Here is a 14,034-nt window from a genome sequence, read left to right as displayed (position 1 = left end):
GATTATTCATTGAGTGGGCCGGCCTCTTCGCGAGCAGGCTCGCTCCCACAGGGAGTTTGTGTCATCCACTGTGGGAGCGAGCCTGCTCGCGAGGACGGCATCGACTTCACAGCAGATTCAAGCCTTGCTCTCAACTGCCCGAACGACGCCAACCCCACGCTCCAGATTCAATGCCAACACACTGATCAACACCACCATCGCCCCCATCAGTACCATCAACGTCGGCCGTTCACCCAGTCCCCACGACGCAATTCCCATGGCGGTCGGCGGTATCAGATACAAGGTCATCGTCGCCCGACTCAAGTCCACATGCTTGAGCACGAAACCCCAGGCCAGATACGCCAGCGCGCTGGGAAACACCCCCAGCATCAGCACCGCCCACTGCGCACGCGGCGGCGCGTGCATCACGGCGTCAGCCAGCCCCGGCAGATAAATCAGCAACAGCAACGTCCCCGACCACACCGCGTAGCAGCCCAGACTGAAACCGTCGTAGCGCCGCGCATGATGCTTTTGCAGGGCGAAATAGATGCTCCAGGAAAGCGCCGCCAACAAGATCAACAAGCCATGGGCATTGATAGAGCCCAGGCCCTTGTCGCCGCTGACTACGATCACCACGCCGACAAATCCAAGCAGCACACAACCCCAACGCCAGATGCTGACGCGGTCCTTGAACACAAACCGCGCCAGCAGCGTGCTGAATAACGGGCTCGACTGCGCCAGCACGCTGGAAGCCCCGGCACTGATGCCTTGCTGGCCGATGTTCAGGGCGACGTGATGCAGGCTGACGGCAAAGAAGCCCAAGGCAACCAGCAACGGCACATCGCGCCACTGCGGCAGGCGAATGCCTTTGAAAATTGCGATCAGCGCCATCAACAGCGACGCCAGCAGAAAACGCAGCAAGGCCAGATGTCCGGGCTCATATGCTTGCAAGCCGAGATGAATGCCGGTGGGCGAATAACCCCAGCAGCCGATGACAAACGCCATGGCCAGGATGATTTTGCAGGTAGAAGTGGAAGTCATGATCGAGGCACCAAGGCAGTGGATGCGCCGAGTATCCGGGCGCCCGATCATTCGCCACAACTGACTTATACTGCGTCGACTGTTCACTCGGAGTGATGATTATGGAGCTGGCGCAAATCCGCATGTTCAAGACTGTGGCCGAGGTCGGCAGCATTGCCCGGGCCGCCGAAAAGCTGTTCTGCGTGCCGTCGAACATCACTGCGCGGATCAAAGCGCTGGAGGCCGAGTTGGGCGTGGCGCTGTTCTTGCGCGAGGGGCGCGGACTGCGCATCAGCCCGGCGGGGCAGACCTTTCTGGTTTATGCGGAAAAGATTCTGGCGCTGACCGTCGAAGCCAAACGCGCGCTCGACCCGGCCGCCGAGCCGTCCGGACCGCTGCGCATCGGCGCCATCGAGTCTTCGGCGACCGGGCGCTTGCCGCGCCTGCTGGCGAAATTCCACAAGCGCTACCCGCAAGTGGCACTGGAACTTACCACCGGCACCTGGAGCCAGTTGCTCGACGACACCGTCAACCATCGCCTGGATGGTGCGATCGTGGCGGTAGATGTCGAACGTGCTCAGCTCAAACGCACGCCGATGTATCGAGAGGAATTGTTACTGATCGCCTCGACTTCATTCGGCCCGGTGCGTGACATCGCGGATCTGCAAGGCAAAACCCTGTTCATGTGGCCACCGGGTTGCCCATACCGCGCGGCACTTGAGCATTGGTTGCTGCGCCGAGGGCAGGCGCTGCCGATTGTCAGTCTGGCCAGTTACGGAGCGATTGTCGGCTGCGTCAGCGCCGGTGCCGGGGTGGCGCTGGTGCCCAGGGGCGTGTTCGAGCAGTACGCCAAAGGCGCGGGCTGCGAGGGTTACGAGTTCGCTGAACTGATGGCGATCGAGAATTTGTTTTACTGGCATGAAAACGCCGGTGTGCACCCGGCGCGCGAGGCGTTTGTAGGGATGTTGCGTGAGGAGTTTGCCCAATAGAAAAGCGGCGCTCACCCCAGCCCTCTCCCGGAGGGAGAGGGGGTCGACCGAGGTGTCTTGCGTCAGACATCGACCTGAAAGTCCGAGCCGATTATGGATTCACGAGCACAACCAGCGCTGTGTAGTTTGCGGCTTCAGCGGTCCCCGTTCAGGTCAGCGTACCTCTGAAATATCCCCCGATCAGTCCCCTCTCCCTCTGGGAGAGGGCTAGGGTGAGGGGATTCAGGTCCGCGGCAAATCCCGCATCAACAACCCAAAGCGCAAATCCACCGCATCCGGTATCGGCACGTACACCGTATGCCCGTCCCCCGGCGCCACTTCGATCGCTTGGCCGCTGACACTCTGCAATTCATGCAGATCAAAATGGAAATTGCCCTTGGGCGTCATCAGTTCCAGATGATCGCCCACGGCAAAACGATTCTTCACTTTCACCTCGGCCAGGCGATCCCGGCGCTCGCCGGTCAGCTCGCCAACGAACTGCTGTCGCTCCGACACCGAACTGCCGTGCTGATAGTTCTGATATTCGTCGTGCACATGGCGGCGCAGAAAACCTTCGGTGAAGCCGCGCTGGGCCAGCGATTCCAGATCCAGCATCAGGCTGCGATCGAATTCGCGCCCGGCCACGGCATCATCGATCGCCCGGCGATATACCTGGGTGGTGCGCGCGCAGTAGAAGTGCGATTTGGTCCGGCCTTCGATCTTCAACGAATGCACGCCCATGCGCGTCAGCCGCTCGACATGCTGCACGGCGCGCAGGTCCTTGGCGTTCATGATGTAGGTGCCGTGTTCGTCTTCGAAGGCCGGCATCAATTCATCGGGGCGGTTGGCTTCCTGCAACAGAAAGACCTGATCGGTCGGTGCGCCGAGGCCCAGCGTCGGCTCGGGTTGAAAGGTCTGGACGATCTCGCCGAGCTGGTTTTCCGTGGCTTCCTGCGCCGTGTACTTCCAGCGGCAGGCGTTGGTGCAGGTGCCCTGATTGGCATCGCGCTTGTTCATGTAGCCGGAGAGTAGACAGCGCCCGGAATAGGCCATGCATAGCGCGCCGTGCACGAACACTTCCAGCTCCATGCCCGGCACCTGCTCGCGGATTTCGCCGATCTCTTCCAGCGACAATTCGCGCGACAGAATGATCCGGCTCAATCCCTGTTGCTGCCAGAACTCGACGCTCGCCCAATTCACCGTGTTGGCCTGCACCGAAAGATGAATCGGCATCTGCGCAAAATGCCGGCGCACCAGCATGATCAGGCCCGGGTCGGACATGATCAGCGCATCCGGGGCCATCTCGATCACCGGCGCCAGATCCTTGAGAAACGTCTTCAGCTTGGCGTTGTGCGGGGCGATGTTGACCACCACGTAGAAGCGCTTGCCCTGCGCCTGCGCCTCACGGATGCCCAGCGCCAGGTTGGCGTGGTCGAATTCGTTGTTGCGCACCCGCAGGCTGTAGCGCGGCTGGCCGGCGTAGACCGCATCGGCGCCATAAGCGAAGGCGTAACGCATGTTTTTCAGGGTGCCGGCGGGGGCGAGAAGCTCGGGGGCGATGAGAGTCTGCATTTGGGTGTCGGTCGCAAAAGCCGCGCAGGGTAGGGCAGCTGTTGCGAGGGTTTATTGATCTGGATCTATGCTCCATGAAATAAACATGGCACTCGCGCGCTCGGCGGCTGACTAAGTGGGGCGGGCGTGCGTGACGCCTGACTGACATGGACCGGATATGAACGAAAAGAGTCTGCAATTCAAATCCCTGACAGTGCTGCTGGTGCTGGTCACGGTGGCCTTTATCTGGATTCTGCTGCCGTTTTACGGCGCGGTGTTCTGGGCTGTCATCCTCGGCATTCTGTTTGCGCCGGTACAGCGCAGGTTGCAGCAGAAGTTCGGCTTGCAACGCAACGTGACGTCGCTTTGCACCTTGAGCCTGTGCCTGGTGATCGCGATTCTGCCGGTGATCATCGTCAGCATCCTGCTCGTGCAGGAAGGCGCGACGGTCTACAAGAACATTGAAAGCGGCGAGCTGGACATCGCTGCGTATCTGGCGCAGTTCAAGCACAGCCTGCCGCCGTACTTTCAGCACTTGCTCGACCGCTTTGGCATGGGCGAACTCGACAGCTTGCGCGAGAAGATCGTCAAAGCGGCGATGCAGGGCAGCCAGGCGCTGGCGACTCAGGCGTTCAGCTTCGGCCAGGGCACATTCGAATTCGTGGTGAGCTTTTTCATCATGCTGTATCTGCTGTTTTTCTTTCTGCGTGACGGCCCTGAGCTGGCGCGCAAGATGCGCACTGCCGTGCCGCTGGAAGAAAACCACAAGCGCCGCCTGCAACTGAAGTTCAACCGCGTGGTGCGCGCCACGGTCAAAGGCAACGTGGTGGTGGCCGTGACCCAAGGCGCGCTGGGCGGGTTGATTTTCTGGTTTCTCGACATTCCCAGCGCGTTGCTCTGGGCGGTGCTGATGGCGTTTCTGTCGCTGTTGCCAGCGGTGGGCGCGGGGATTGTCTGGGCGCCGGTGGCGGTGTACTTCCTGCTCAGCGGCATGATCTGGCAGGGCGTGGTGCTGGGCTTGTTCGGAGTATTCGTGATTGGCCTGGTCGACAACGTGCTGCGCCCGATCCTGGTCGGCAAAGATACCAAGATGCCTGATTACCTGATTCTGGTTTCCACCCTCGGCGGCCTCGCGGTCTTCGGCCTCAACGGCTTTGTGATCGGGCCGCTGATTGCCGCATTGTTCCTGTCGAGCTGGGCGCTGTTCGTCGAGACCAAGCCCAAGGTGCAACTGCCTTAAGCGTGAAACGTGCTGCTGGCGACCTGTTGCGACAAGGCCTGAGCTGCTGGTAACGAGGTGAGCGGGCCGCTGATCGGCTCGCCATCGCGCACCAGATACCAGCAAGCGAGCAAACCGGATGCACGCAGCGAAGCGGGAACTGCGCTGCCGATCACCGACATGATTTGAACCTGTGCCATGGGAAAACCTCCATCAAACTGATGGGGCTACCTTAGGGATTTGCCGGCACGACGGACAATCAACGCTTTCGATAGTGGTCATTGATGCCAGTGAGGTCTGGCGTCATTCCACCACTTGATCGAGCATGTGCATGACTTCGCGCTCATTGAGCAGGCCCTTGTGCACGAGGTTTTCGGCGAGCAGCGACAGCAGCTTGGCGCAGCGATGGCCTTCCAGATGCTTGAGCTCGGTAAGTGCGCTGTACACCTTGCTCGAGGTGCACAGACCGACGATGCGGTGCGGGTTTTGTGTGGGCATACAGTCGTCCTTGTTGTTATCGATCTGTTGTTTACGGACGGATTCAGATTGCGGTTCCGTCATGACAAAGCGGTGACCGTTCGATGAAAAAAGCCCGACGGTCGATTCCATCATGCCGACTTTAGCTGGTCGGACTGTCCTCACAGCGACCTTGGCGCGATTTTTTCAGACGTGGGCCGACCAGCGGTCATAAAAAAGCCCTGCTCGAAAGCAGGGCTCTGTGTTGCGCTTACCAGCGTGGACCGCCGTAGTAGCCGTGTGGGCCGCCATAGTAACCGTGGGGCCGACCGTAATAACCACGAGGCGGGCCGTAATAGACGGGGGCTGGCTGCACGTAGACCGGTTGTTGTACATACACCGGCGCCGGCTGGTAATAGACCGGTGGCGGCGGTTGCTGCACGTAGACCGGTTGCGGCTGCACATAAACCGGTTGTTGTTGCACATACACCGGCCGATCCTGATTGATCAGTGCCGAGCCGATGATGGCCGAGCCGACGATCGCGCCAAACACTGCAGGGCCCTGCCAGCCATGGCCACCACCCGCTTCAGCCTGGCCGGTGACGGCAAGTGCGCCAATCAACAAAGCCATGATGGGAAGTTTACGAATCATGATAAGTCCTCGGTTCTTCGACCCGGCGCCGCGGCCTGAATCAGGCCCACAGTTGTCGCGGGGATACAGCTAAGACAGCAAATTTGCAAAATTCAGCACAGCCGCTGGGTAAATTTTGTGTAAGGTCTGTACCGGCTTCTTTACCCGGCTGCGCGGCGCCACAAACAAGCCCCAATGATGATTCAGAACCCGGTGGGCTGGCCAATCCCGTCCATCCGAAAGTGCGTTTGAAGGAGAAGTTTCATGCAGATGAACCCGAACAAAGACACCCAACTGTGCATGTCCCTGTCCGGGCGCCCGGGGAATTTCGGTCTGCGTTTTCACAACCATTTGTATGAACAGCTGGGCCTGAATTTCTATTACAAAGCGTTCAGCAGCCAGGACCTGACCGGCGCGGTCGGCGGCATTCGCGCACTGGGCATTCGCGGCTGCGGCGTGTCGATGCCGTTCAAGGAAGCCTGCATTGCGCTGGTCGATGAGCTGGACGCGTCGGCGGCGGCGATCCAGTCGATCAACACCATCGTCAACACTGGCGGCCACCTCAAGGCCTACAACACCGATTACATCGCCGTCGCGCAATTGCTGGAAAGCCACGCGGTGCCGAAAGATTCGACCTTCGCCCTGCGTGGCAGCGGCGGCATGGCCAAAGCGGTGGCCAGCGCCCTGCGCGATGGTGGCTACAAGAACGGTTTGATTGTCGCCCGTAACGAGCGCGCCGGCCGCGCCCTGGCGGATTCGCTGGGTTATCGCTGGCAGGCCGAGCTGGGTGACGAGCGCCCGCAGATGCTGATCAATGTCACCCCGGTAGGCATGGACGGCGGGCCGGAGGCGGGGCAACTGGCGTTCGAGCCTGAAGTGATCAAAGCGGCTGAGACTGTATTCGACGTGGTGGCGATCCCTTCGGAAACGCCGCTGATCGTGCGGGCGCGGGCCGAGGGCAAGCGAGTGATCACCGGGCTTGAGGTGATTGCGATTCAGGCGCTGGAGCAATTTGTCCTGTACACCGGGGTGCGGCCGAATGAGGCGCAGTTTGCGGCGGCGGTGGATTTTGCGCGTAGCTGATTGAGTTTTGTGGTGGCGGGTCTGGCCGCTTCGCGAGCAGGCTCGCTCCCACAGGTTGAGCTGGAATGCGATTGAATGTGGGAGCGAGCCTGCTCGCGAAGGCCGCGCTGCGGTTCTGGATCACTATCTATAATCCTCGCCAGCACGCACAGACGTGCCCATCACAAAAACCATAACCGAGGCCGCCCATGCATCCGCCCATCCTCAACCTCAACGAGGTCGAACTCGAAGCCCTTCCCGAAGCCCTGGCCCCTGAAGGCGAAACCGCCGCGCGTTATCAGCAGCGTTTCGCGCGGATCGGCCAGCAACTCGGTGCGCAGAAACTCGGTTATCGCCTGTATGCACTGCCAGCTGGCATGCGCGGCAGTCCATTCCACAGCCATCGGGTCAATGAGGAGATGTTCTACGTGGTGGCCGGGGAGGGCGAGGTGCGCTTGGGAGGGGAGCGTTTTCCGATCCGCGCCGGTGATGTGATCGCCTGCCCACCGGGCGGACCCGAGAAGGCACATCAGATCATCAATACCAGCGCGGGCGAACTGAGTTATCTGGCGGTGAGCACTCAGCAGCAGCCGGAGATCTGCGAGTATCCGGACTCGAACAAGTATGCGGTGATGGATAATTTCACGGTGGATGCCGACGGCAATGCCTCGGGCTTTGTCGCTGTCGCGCGGCAGGTGGATGGAGTGGATTATTGGGATGGGGAATGAAGCGGGCAGCTGAATATCGCGCAGACCCTGTGGGAGCGAGCCTGCTCGCGAAGGCGGCAGGTCATTCGAGGTCGTGGTGACTGACACTACGCTTTCGCGAGCAGGCTCGCTCCCACAGAGGTTCTGTTGTGATTATTCGAGGCGGGCCAGGCGTTCTTCCAGTGCGGCGATCCGCGCTTCCAGTTCCTCGATACGCTCCAGGGAAACGCCAGCGCTCGAGCGCTCCCCAGGATTCTGCCGCGCCGCCAATATCGCCTCGATATCCGCCGGATCGCCCAAGGCATGGGTGTAGCGATCCTCACGCTGCCCGGCCTGACGCGGAATCAATACCGCCAGACCGCGTGCGATCAGCCGTTCAAGCTGATGAACCACCTGCTCGGCGTCCTCGAACTCGTGCATGCGTCCGCTGCGGGTCAGCAGTTCGTTGACGGTCTGCGGACCGCGCAGAAACATCAAACCCGTCAGAATCACCTGTGCCGGCACCAGTTCCAGCGCCTTGTCGACCTTGTGCTCCCAGCGGTCGGCACGGCTGCCCATCACCAGCCGGGTGAAACCACGCCCCTCCAGCGCCCGCAGGCTCTGGCCGACCTGGCCCTGATTGAGGTTCATTACCGGTTCGCGGCTGGTTTTCTGATTGCAGGCCAGCACCAGCGCGTTGAGGGTCAGCGGATAGGTTTCCGGGCTGGTGGCCTGTTTTTCGATCAGCGCACCGAGAATGCGGATTTCCGTGGCATTGAGCCGTGGCTGGTCGGAGGTGGATTCTTGTTCGTTGCTCATCGCGCGTTCCCTCTGCAGTCGAAGCCGCCTAGCCTAATCCTTGCCAAACAAAAGGCAAGCCGTGTGCTCATCAAGCATGGCTATAATCGCCACCACGTATTACCCAGCCATCACATGAGATTGCCATGACCATTTCACTGTACGCCGCATCCGTCCCGGTTTTTCAACAAATGCTCAACGCCCTGAGCGATGTGCTGAAAAAGGCCGAAGCCCACGCCAGCGCGAAAAACATCGACCAGAGCGTCTTCCTGCAAGCGCGTCTGTACCCGGACATGTTCCCGCTGGTGCGTCAGGTGCAGATCGCCGTGGATTTCGCCAAAGGCGTGTCGGCGCGTCTGGCCGAAGTCGACCTGCCGAAGTACGACGACACTGAAACCACCTTCGCCGAGCTGCAAGCGTTGATCGCCAAGGTCCTGGCCTTCATTGGCGAGATCAAGCCAGAGCAGATCGATGGCAAGGAAGGCATCGAAATCGTCACCCGTCCGGGCACGCCGAAAGAGAAGCGGTTCAGTGGTCAGGCGTATCTGCTGACTTACGGCTTGCCGCAGTTCTTCTTCCACGTCACCACCACCTATGCGTTGCTGCGTCATAACGGTGTTGAAGTGGGCAAGCGCGATTACATGGGCGCGTTCTAAACACCCCGATACGAAAAAGCCCGCCAAGGTTCGCGCCTTGGCGGGCTTTTGTTTGATCGTTCCCACGCGCAGCAAAGGAATGCAGCCCGGGACGCTCTGCGTCCCATTCAGAGCCGAACGCGGAGCGTCCGTTGAGGCATTCCCACGCAGAGCGTGGGAACGATCTGTAATGTCTCGGCCCTTTCGCGAGCAGGGTCGCTTCCACAAGGTAAGGCGGTTACGCCGTACGCTGAGCCTTCTCTTCTTCGCCCAGGCAAGCCGCCGCGGTAAACAGCACGTCAGTCGACGAGTTCAGCGCGGTCTCCGCCGAATCCTGCAGCACGCCAATAATGAAGCCCACCGCCACGACCTGCATGGCGATCTCGCTCGGGATGCCGAACAGGCTGCACGCCAGCGGAATCAGCAGCAGCGACCCACCGGCCACACCCGAAGCACCACAGGCGCAAATGGCTGCGACGACGCTGAGCAGGATTGCGGTCGGAATGTCCACAGCGATGCCCAAGGTGTGCACCGCCGCCAGGGTCAGCACGGTAATGGTGATCGCCGCACCGGCCATGTTGATGGTCGCACCCAGCGGGATCGATACCGAGTAGGTGTCTTCGTGCAGGCCCAGGCGCTTGCTCAATTCCAGGTTGACCGGAATGTTCGCCGCCGAGCTGCGGGTGAAGAACGCGGTGATGCCGCTTTCGCGCAGGCACATCAGGGTCAGCGGGTACGGATTGCGGCGCAGCTTCCAGAACACGATCAGCGGGTTCATCACCAGCGCGACGAACAGCATGCAGCCCAGCAGCACCGCCAGCAGGTGCGCGTAGCCGAGCAGCGCGCCGAAACCGGAGGTGGCCAATGTCGACGCGACCAGGCCGAAGATGCCCAGCGGCGCGAAGCGAATGACCACACGGACGATCACGGTGACGCCGTTGGACAAGTCACCGAGCACTTCGCGAGTGGTGTCGCCAGCGTGGCGGATGGCAATGCCCATGCCGATCGCCCAGGCCAGAATGCCGATGAAGTTGGCATTCATCAGCGCGCTGACCGGGTTGTCGACGACGCTGAGCAACAGGCTTTGCAGGACTTCGCCGATGCCGCCGGGCGCAGTCACGGCAACGTTCTCGGTCGATAACACCAGATTCGACGGGAACGCCATGCTGGCGACCACGGCCACCACCGCAGCGCTGAATGTACCCAGCAGGTAGAGGAACAGGATCGGGCGGATGTGGGTTTCCTGACCGTGCTTGTGGTTGGCGATCGAGGCCATCACCAGCACGAACACCAGAATCGGCGCCACGGCTTTCAACGCCGAGACAAACACCTTGCCGATGAACGCGGTGGACTTCGCCAGCTCCGGTGCAATCAGGGCCAGGGCAATACCGGCGATCAGACCAATGACGATCTGGGTCACCAGACTCAGGCGTTTCAGGCGTTGCAGTAACGAAGGGGATGAAGCGGTCATAACGGCATCTCTGTTTTTTATAGGGTGCGAAGCGTCGTGGGCAGTCACGAAACGCCTGTCGAAGTGACATCAACGCCGCCAAACGGCACGTTGAACAGCTGTACGATTTTCAGGGCGCGGACTTTATCACAGCGTAGGCGTGAACCTTCAGGCCTGTGACGATCTGCCACCGGATCGGCCCGGCAGATCGGCAGTTTTGGGCAACTCAGTGCGGACGCAGTCTGTTAAGCTTCGCCATCCTCATTTTCAAGTTCTGCCAGCGGGCCTCCGGGTCATCGCTGGCGTCGTCGTTTTGCTGGAGTTGCGCATGCTGTTGCCTATTCTTCTGTTGTCCGCCGCCGGGTTCACGGTGCTGACCACGGAATTCGTCATTGTCGGCCTGTTGCCGGCGATCGCCCGAGACCTCGAAGTCAGCATCCCGCAAGCCGGGCTGCTGGTGACCTTGTTCGCCTTTACCGTGGCGCTGTTCGGCCCGTTCCTGACCGCTTATTTCGCCCGTTTTGAACGGCGCAAACTGTTCATCAGCATTCTGATCATGTTCGGTCTGGCCAACACCGTGGCAGCGTTGGCGCCGAATATCTGGGTGATGGCCATCGCACGGTTGATTCCGGCGTTGGGTTTGCCAGTGTTCTGGGCATTGGCCAGTGAAACCGCCGTCGACATCGTCGGCCCGGATTTCGCCGGCCGCGCCATCGCCAAGATCGGCTTCGGTATCGTCTGCGCCACGGTGTTCGGCATTCCGGTCGGCACGCTGATTTCCGACGCGTTCGGCTGGCGCAGCGCATTCGGCATTCTGGCGCTGATCGCGTTTGCCAAAGCCTTGCTGCTGTTTGTCTACCTGCCGAAAACCAGTCTGCACCAGCATCAGGTCAGCTTCCGTTCGCAGTTCAAGATCCTGCGCAGCCCGCTGATGCTCGGCCATATCTTGTTGTCGATTCTGGTGTTCAGCGGCATGTTCACCGCTTACACCTACCTTGCTGACATCCTCGAACGACTTGCCGGTTTCAACGGCACCGTGGTCGGTTGGTGCCTGATGGCATTTGGCGCAGTCGGGCTGGTCGGCAACTCGCTCGGCGGGCGTGCGGTGGATCGGCATCCGCTGGGGGCGTCGGTGTTGTTCTGTGCGTTCATGATCGCCGGCATGGTTTCGCTGGTGCCGAACATTCATTCGCCAGTGGGTCTGGCGGTGGCGATGGGCATCTGGGGCGTAACCCAGGCCGCATTGTTCCTGGTCAGCCATGTGCGCCTGATGAAAGCCGCACCGGAAGCGCCGGCCTTCGCCGCGTCGCTGAACATCGCCGGGGCCAATCTCGGTATCGGCCTGGGCGCGATGGTCGGCGGCCGGGTGATCGACAGCGCCGGTCTTGGCTTTCTCGGCTTTGCCGCTGCCGGCTTCATTTTGCTTTCGGTGTTCCTCGCCATGGTGCTGATGACACTCAAGCCACGGGAAGTCTGCGTTTCATAACCCGGTAAACAGCTCGCGTCGGGCACCCTCGGTAATCGCTACGATGCCAGGGTGCTTGACCTTGCGTTCCACCGAAATGGCATAGAACGACTCGCTCACCGCGTCGGTCTGGCCGATCAACTCGACGCCGTACTGGCGCTTCACTTCCTCGGCAATCACGCTCGGGCCGATAAAGATCCCGCTGCCGGATTGGCCGAAGGCCTGCATCAAAGCACTGTCATCGAATTCGCCGACAATCTGCGGCTGGATCTGCTGTTCGGCGAACCAGCGCTGCAAACGGCTGCGCACCACGGTTTCCGCGCCGGGAATCAGCAACGGTGCGCCGTGCAGGCTGCGCGGGAAATCCTGGCCATACTGCGCGGCAAGTTCGGCGGTGGCGAAAAAACTGATCCCGCATTCACCGAGCTTCTGGCTGTAGCCTTTGATGTCCAGATGCGAAGGCATCGGACTGTCGGAAATCACCAGATCCAGACGCTGAATGGCCAGATCGGCGAGCAGGCGCTCGAGTTTGTCCTCGCGGCAGGTGATGCGCAGCGGCTCGCTCAATTCCATGGTCGGCGCGATCAGGCGATAAACAATGGATTTGGGCACCACGTCGGCCACGCCGACGCGAAAGAGGATCTGCTGCTCGTTGGGCTGCGCACGCAGCATCAGCTCCAGCTCGCCGCCCAGCTGAAACATCTGCTCGGCGTAGGGCAGGGCCTGGCGCCCGGCTTCGGTGAGCTCCAGCTGCCGGCCGACGCGGCGAAACAACTCCACGCCATAGGTTTGTTCAAGCAGTGAAATCTGTCCGCTGATGGTCTGTGGCGTCAGGTTCAGTTGCTCGCAGGCGCGGACGATGCTGCCGGTTTTGGCTACAACCCAGAAGTAATGCAGTTGTCGGTAATTGAGCATAGTGATGGCCACTTCGTGAAAACCGAAGTATAGCCGCTAAAAATACGAATTTTCCTGAAGTGTTCATCTCCCTAGAATGCCCAGCCATCGACGGCCGGTGTGTGCGCCTGTCTGTTCATTCGAAGGAAACCTTATGAAATACACATTTCCCGCAGTGATGTTTGCGTCTTTACTGGTTCTGGCCGGTTGTGATCAGGCGGAAAAAAGCGCCCAGCAACTGATGGGTGCGGCGGCTGAAACTGCCAAGCAAGCGATTGACGACACCCATAAAGCCGCTGAGCAAGCGCTCAGTGACGCCACCGGTGGTTTGATCGAGAAAAAAGAAACCCCGGAAAAACAAGCGGAAGAATCCGAATCTTCCTCCAAGACCATCTAAACCGTCTTACACAGAGTCAGGACTGACCCATGGAATATCTGTTAGAACTCGCCGCCAGCCCCACCGCTTGGGTTGCTTTGGCCACACTGGTGGTAATGGAAATCGTGCTTGGCATCGATAACCTGATCTTTATTTCGATCCTGACCAACAAGCTGCCCGAACAGCATCGGCAGAAGGCGCGCCGTATCGGTATCGGCATGGCCCTGATTCTGCGTCTGGCGTTGTTGAGCACCATCGCGTTCATCGTGCAGTTGACCGAGCCTGTGATTGAAATTCTTGGCCAGGCGTTCTCCTGGAAGGACATGATCCTGATCGCCGGTGGCCTGTTCCTGGTGTGGAAAGCCACGACCGAGATCCATCACAGCATGGACCCGTCGCCGGAAGACCCGAAAACAGCGACTTCGACCATAACGCTTGGTTTTGCCGCAGCTATCGGTCAGATCCTGATGCTCGACATGGTGTTCTCGATCGACAGCATCATTACCGCTGTCGGCATGACCGAACACTTGCCGATCATGATCATCGCGGTGGTGGTGTCGGTGCTGGTGATGCTGCTCGCGGCTGACCCGCTGGCCAAGTTCATCAACGATAACCCGACGGTGGTCATGCTGGCGCTGGGCTTCCTGATCATGATCGGCATGACGCTGATCGCCGAAGGCTTCGGCGCCCACGTACCGAAAGGCTATGTGTACGCGGCCATGGCGTTCTCGGCGGGCATTGAGGTGTTGAACATGCTGTCGCGCCGGGCGAAGCAGAAGAAGGTTGCTCAGCAGGCGTAATTGCTGAGAACACAAAAAACCGCCTGGGCTGGTTGAGCTCAGGC

The 14,034-nt window shown here is 60.3% G+C and carries 16 protein-coding genes; 8 read left to right on the top strand and 8 right to left on the bottom strand.

Features of this window, described 5'->3' with window-relative positions; translation table 11 throughout:
• Positions 1 to 117: 117 nt before the first annotated feature.
• Positions 118 to 1,020 carry a DMT family transporter gene (locus OK411_RS18670; RefSeq protein ID WP_264365508.1) on the bottom strand — a complete coding sequence of 301 codons (903 nt, stop codon included), beginning with the start codon at positions 1,018 to 1,020 and terminating at the stop codon, positions 118 to 120.
• A gap of 101 nt (positions 1,021 to 1,121) precedes the next feature.
• On the opposite strand from OK411_RS18670, the gene OK411_RS18665 reads away from it, so the two are divergent.
• Positions 1,122 to 1,988, top strand: a complete 867-nt coding sequence (locus OK411_RS18665; protein WP_264365507.1) for a LysR substrate-binding domain-containing protein — start codon at positions 1,122 to 1,124, stop codon at positions 1,986 to 1,988.
• Positions 1,989 to 2,210: 222 nt separating this feature from the next.
• Here OK411_RS18665 and yegQ read toward each other — a convergent pair whose 3' ends face one another.
• On the bottom strand, positions 2,211 to 3,539 hold the full coding sequence (gene yegQ, locus OK411_RS18660; RefSeq protein ID WP_264365506.1) for a tRNA 5-hydroxyuridine modification protein YegQ: 1,329 nt from the start codon (positions 3,537 to 3,539) through the stop codon (positions 2,211 to 2,213).
• A gap of 157 nt (positions 3,540 to 3,696) precedes the next feature.
• On the opposite strand from yegQ, the gene OK411_RS18655 reads away from it, so the two are divergent.
• Positions 3,697 to 4,758, top strand: coding sequence for an AI-2E family transporter (locus OK411_RS18655; RefSeq protein ID WP_024013473.1), 1,062 nt, complete (start codon positions 3,697 to 3,699; stop codon positions 4,756 to 4,758).
• Here OK411_RS18655 and OK411_RS18650 read toward each other — a convergent pair.
• The 3 genes from OK411_RS18650 to OK411_RS18640 form a co-directional block, all read right to left on the bottom strand.
• Positions 4,755 to 4,937 carry a hypothetical protein gene (locus OK411_RS18650; RefSeq protein ID WP_041477171.1) on the bottom strand — a complete coding sequence of 61 codons (183 nt, stop codon included), beginning with the start codon at positions 4,935 to 4,937 and terminating at the stop codon, positions 4,755 to 4,757. The two genes, OK411_RS18655 and OK411_RS18650, sit on opposite strands and share 4 nt — an antisense overlap.
• Positions 4,938 to 5,040: 103 nt before the next feature.
• A complete protein-coding gene (locus tag OK411_RS18645; RefSeq protein ID WP_016770691.1) occupies positions 5,041 to 5,235 on the bottom strand; it encodes a hypothetical protein in 195 nt (64 codons plus the stop codon).
• 229 nt (positions 5,236 to 5,464) lie between these two features.
• Positions 5,465 to 5,845, bottom strand: coding sequence for a hypothetical protein (locus OK411_RS18640; protein ID WP_024013471.1), 381 nt, complete (start codon positions 5,843 to 5,845; stop codon positions 5,465 to 5,467).
• A 243-nt stretch (positions 5,846 to 6,088) separates the two neighbouring features.
• Between OK411_RS18640 and OK411_RS18635 the strand changes: the two genes are divergently transcribed.
• Both OK411_RS18635 and OK411_RS18630 read left to right on the top strand, forming a co-directional pair.
• Positions 6,089 to 6,907 (top strand): shikimate 5-dehydrogenase, encoded by an 819-nt coding sequence (locus tag OK411_RS18635; protein WP_122508131.1) that lies wholly within the window; start codon positions 6,089 to 6,091, stop codon positions 6,905 to 6,907.
• A 188-nt stretch (positions 6,908 to 7,095) separates the two neighbouring features.
• On the top strand, positions 7,096 to 7,614 hold the full coding sequence (locus tag OK411_RS18630; RefSeq protein ID WP_264365505.1) for a cupin domain-containing protein: 519 nt from the start codon (positions 7,096 to 7,098) through the stop codon (positions 7,612 to 7,614).
• A gap of 132 nt (positions 7,615 to 7,746) precedes the next feature.
• On the opposite strand, the gene OK411_RS18625 is transcribed toward OK411_RS18630, so the two are convergent.
• Positions 7,747 to 8,391: a YceH family protein gene (locus tag OK411_RS18625; RefSeq protein WP_125927601.1), complete on the bottom strand. Its 645-nt coding sequence runs from the start codon at positions 8,389 to 8,391 to the stop codon at positions 7,747 to 7,749.
• A gap of 125 nt (positions 8,392 to 8,516) precedes the next feature.
• Here OK411_RS18625 and OK411_RS18620 point away from each other — a divergent pair, with 125 nt between their 5' ends.
• Positions 8,517 to 9,026: a DUF1993 family protein gene (locus OK411_RS18620; RefSeq protein WP_264365504.1), complete on the top strand. Its 510-nt coding sequence runs from the start codon at positions 8,517 to 8,519 to the stop codon at positions 9,024 to 9,026.
• Positions 9,027 to 9,243: 217 nt separating this feature from the next.
• On the opposite strand, the gene sstT is transcribed toward OK411_RS18620, so the two are convergent.
• Positions 9,244 to 10,476, bottom strand: coding sequence for a serine/threonine transporter SstT (sstT, locus tag OK411_RS18615; RefSeq protein WP_110600731.1), 1,233 nt, complete (start codon positions 10,474 to 10,476; stop codon positions 9,244 to 9,246).
• A 307-nt stretch (positions 10,477 to 10,783) separates the two neighbouring features.
• Between sstT and OK411_RS18610 the strand changes: the two genes are divergently transcribed.
• Positions 10,784 to 11,941, top strand: coding sequence for an MFS transporter (locus OK411_RS18610; protein WP_264365503.1), 1,158 nt, complete (start codon positions 10,784 to 10,786; stop codon positions 11,939 to 11,941).
• Here the strand turns inward: OK411_RS18610 and nhaR are convergent.
• The gene (gene nhaR / locus OK411_RS18605) at positions 11,936 to 12,835 is read right to left on the bottom strand and encodes a transcriptional activator NhaR (protein ID WP_016775345.1); all 900 of its coding nucleotides are present in this window, start codon (positions 12,833 to 12,835) and stop codon (positions 11,936 to 11,938) included. The two genes, OK411_RS18610 and nhaR, sit on opposite strands and share 6 nt — an antisense overlap.
• 133 nt (positions 12,836 to 12,968) lie before the next feature.
• Here nhaR and OK411_RS18600 point away from each other — a divergent pair, with 133 nt between their 5' ends.
• Together OK411_RS18600 and OK411_RS18595 are read left to right on the top strand one after the other, a co-directional pair.
• Positions 12,969 to 13,211: a hypothetical protein gene (locus tag OK411_RS18600; protein ID WP_024013465.1), complete on the top strand. Its 243-nt coding sequence runs from the start codon at positions 12,969 to 12,971 to the stop codon at positions 13,209 to 13,211.
• Between the two features lie 29 nt (positions 13,212 to 13,240).
• On the top strand, positions 13,241 to 13,990 hold the full coding sequence (locus OK411_RS18595; protein ID WP_264365502.1) for a TerC family protein: 750 nt from the start codon (positions 13,241 to 13,243) through the stop codon (positions 13,988 to 13,990).
• Positions 13,991 to 14,034 lie beyond the last annotated feature (44 nt).

The organism is Pseudomonas sp. RG1 (genome assembly GCF_025910115.1).
GTDB lineage: Bacteria > Pseudomonadota > Gammaproteobacteria > Pseudomonadales > Pseudomonadaceae > Aquipseudomonas > Aquipseudomonas atacamensis.
The sequence above is the reverse complement of the archived record's forward strand: the minus strand, read 5'-3'. Positions and strand labels throughout refer to the sequence as shown.

Excerpts from the sequence above, each read along its gene's own strand:
- sstT (WP_110600731.1), bottom strand. The coding sequence starts at position 10,476 with ATGACCGCTTCATCCCCTTCGTTACTGCAACGCCTGAAACGCCTGAGT.
- OK411_RS18670 (WP_264365508.1), bottom strand. The coding sequence starts at position 1,020 with ATGACTTCCACTTCTACCTGCAAAATCATCCTGGCCATGGCGTTTGTC.
- nhaR (WP_016775345.1), bottom strand. The coding sequence starts at position 12,835 with ATGCTCAATTACCGACAACTGCATTACTTCTGGGTTGTAGCCAAAACC.
- OK411_RS18665 (WP_264365507.1), top strand. The coding sequence starts at position 1,122 with ATGGAGCTGGCGCAAATCCGCATGTTCAAGACTGTGGCCGAGGTCGGC.
- OK411_RS18650 (WP_041477171.1), bottom strand. The coding sequence starts at position 4,937 with ATGGCACAGGTTCAAATCATGTCGGTGATCGGCAGCGCAGTTCCCGCT.
- OK411_RS18640 (WP_024013471.1), bottom strand. The coding sequence starts at position 5,845 with ATGATTCGTAAACTTCCCATCATGGCTTTGTTGATTGGCGCACTTGCC.
- OK411_RS18625 (WP_125927601.1), bottom strand. The coding sequence starts at position 8,391 with ATGAGCAACGAACAAGAATCCACCTCCGACCAGCCACGGCTCAATGCC.
- OK411_RS18645 (WP_016770691.1), bottom strand. The coding sequence starts at position 5,235 with ATGCCCACACAAAACCCGCACCGCATCGTCGGTCTGTGCACCTCGAGC.
- OK411_RS18630 (WP_264365505.1), top strand. The coding sequence starts at position 7,096 with ATGCATCCGCCCATCCTCAACCTCAACGAGGTCGAACTCGAAGCCCTT.
- OK411_RS18610 (WP_264365503.1), top strand. The coding sequence starts at position 10,784 with ATGCTGTTGCCTATTCTTCTGTTGTCCGCCGCCGGGTTCACGGTGCTG.
- yegQ (WP_264365506.1), bottom strand. The coding sequence starts at position 3,539 with ATGCAGACTCTCATCGCCCCCGAGCTTCTCGCCCCCGCCGGCACCCTG.
- OK411_RS18595 (WP_264365502.1), top strand. The coding sequence starts at position 13,241 with ATGGAATATCTGTTAGAACTCGCCGCCAGCCCCACCGCTTGGGTTGCT.
- OK411_RS18635 (WP_122508131.1), top strand. The coding sequence starts at position 6,089 with ATGCAGATGAACCCGAACAAAGACACCCAACTGTGCATGTCCCTGTCC.
- OK411_RS18655 (WP_024013473.1), top strand. The coding sequence starts at position 3,697 with ATGAACGAAAAGAGTCTGCAATTCAAATCCCTGACAGTGCTGCTGGTG.
- OK411_RS18620 (WP_264365504.1), top strand. The coding sequence starts at position 8,517 with ATGACCATTTCACTGTACGCCGCATCCGTCCCGGTTTTTCAACAAATG.
- OK411_RS18600 (WP_024013465.1), top strand. The coding sequence starts at position 12,969 with ATGAAATACACATTTCCCGCAGTGATGTTTGCGTCTTTACTGGTTCTG.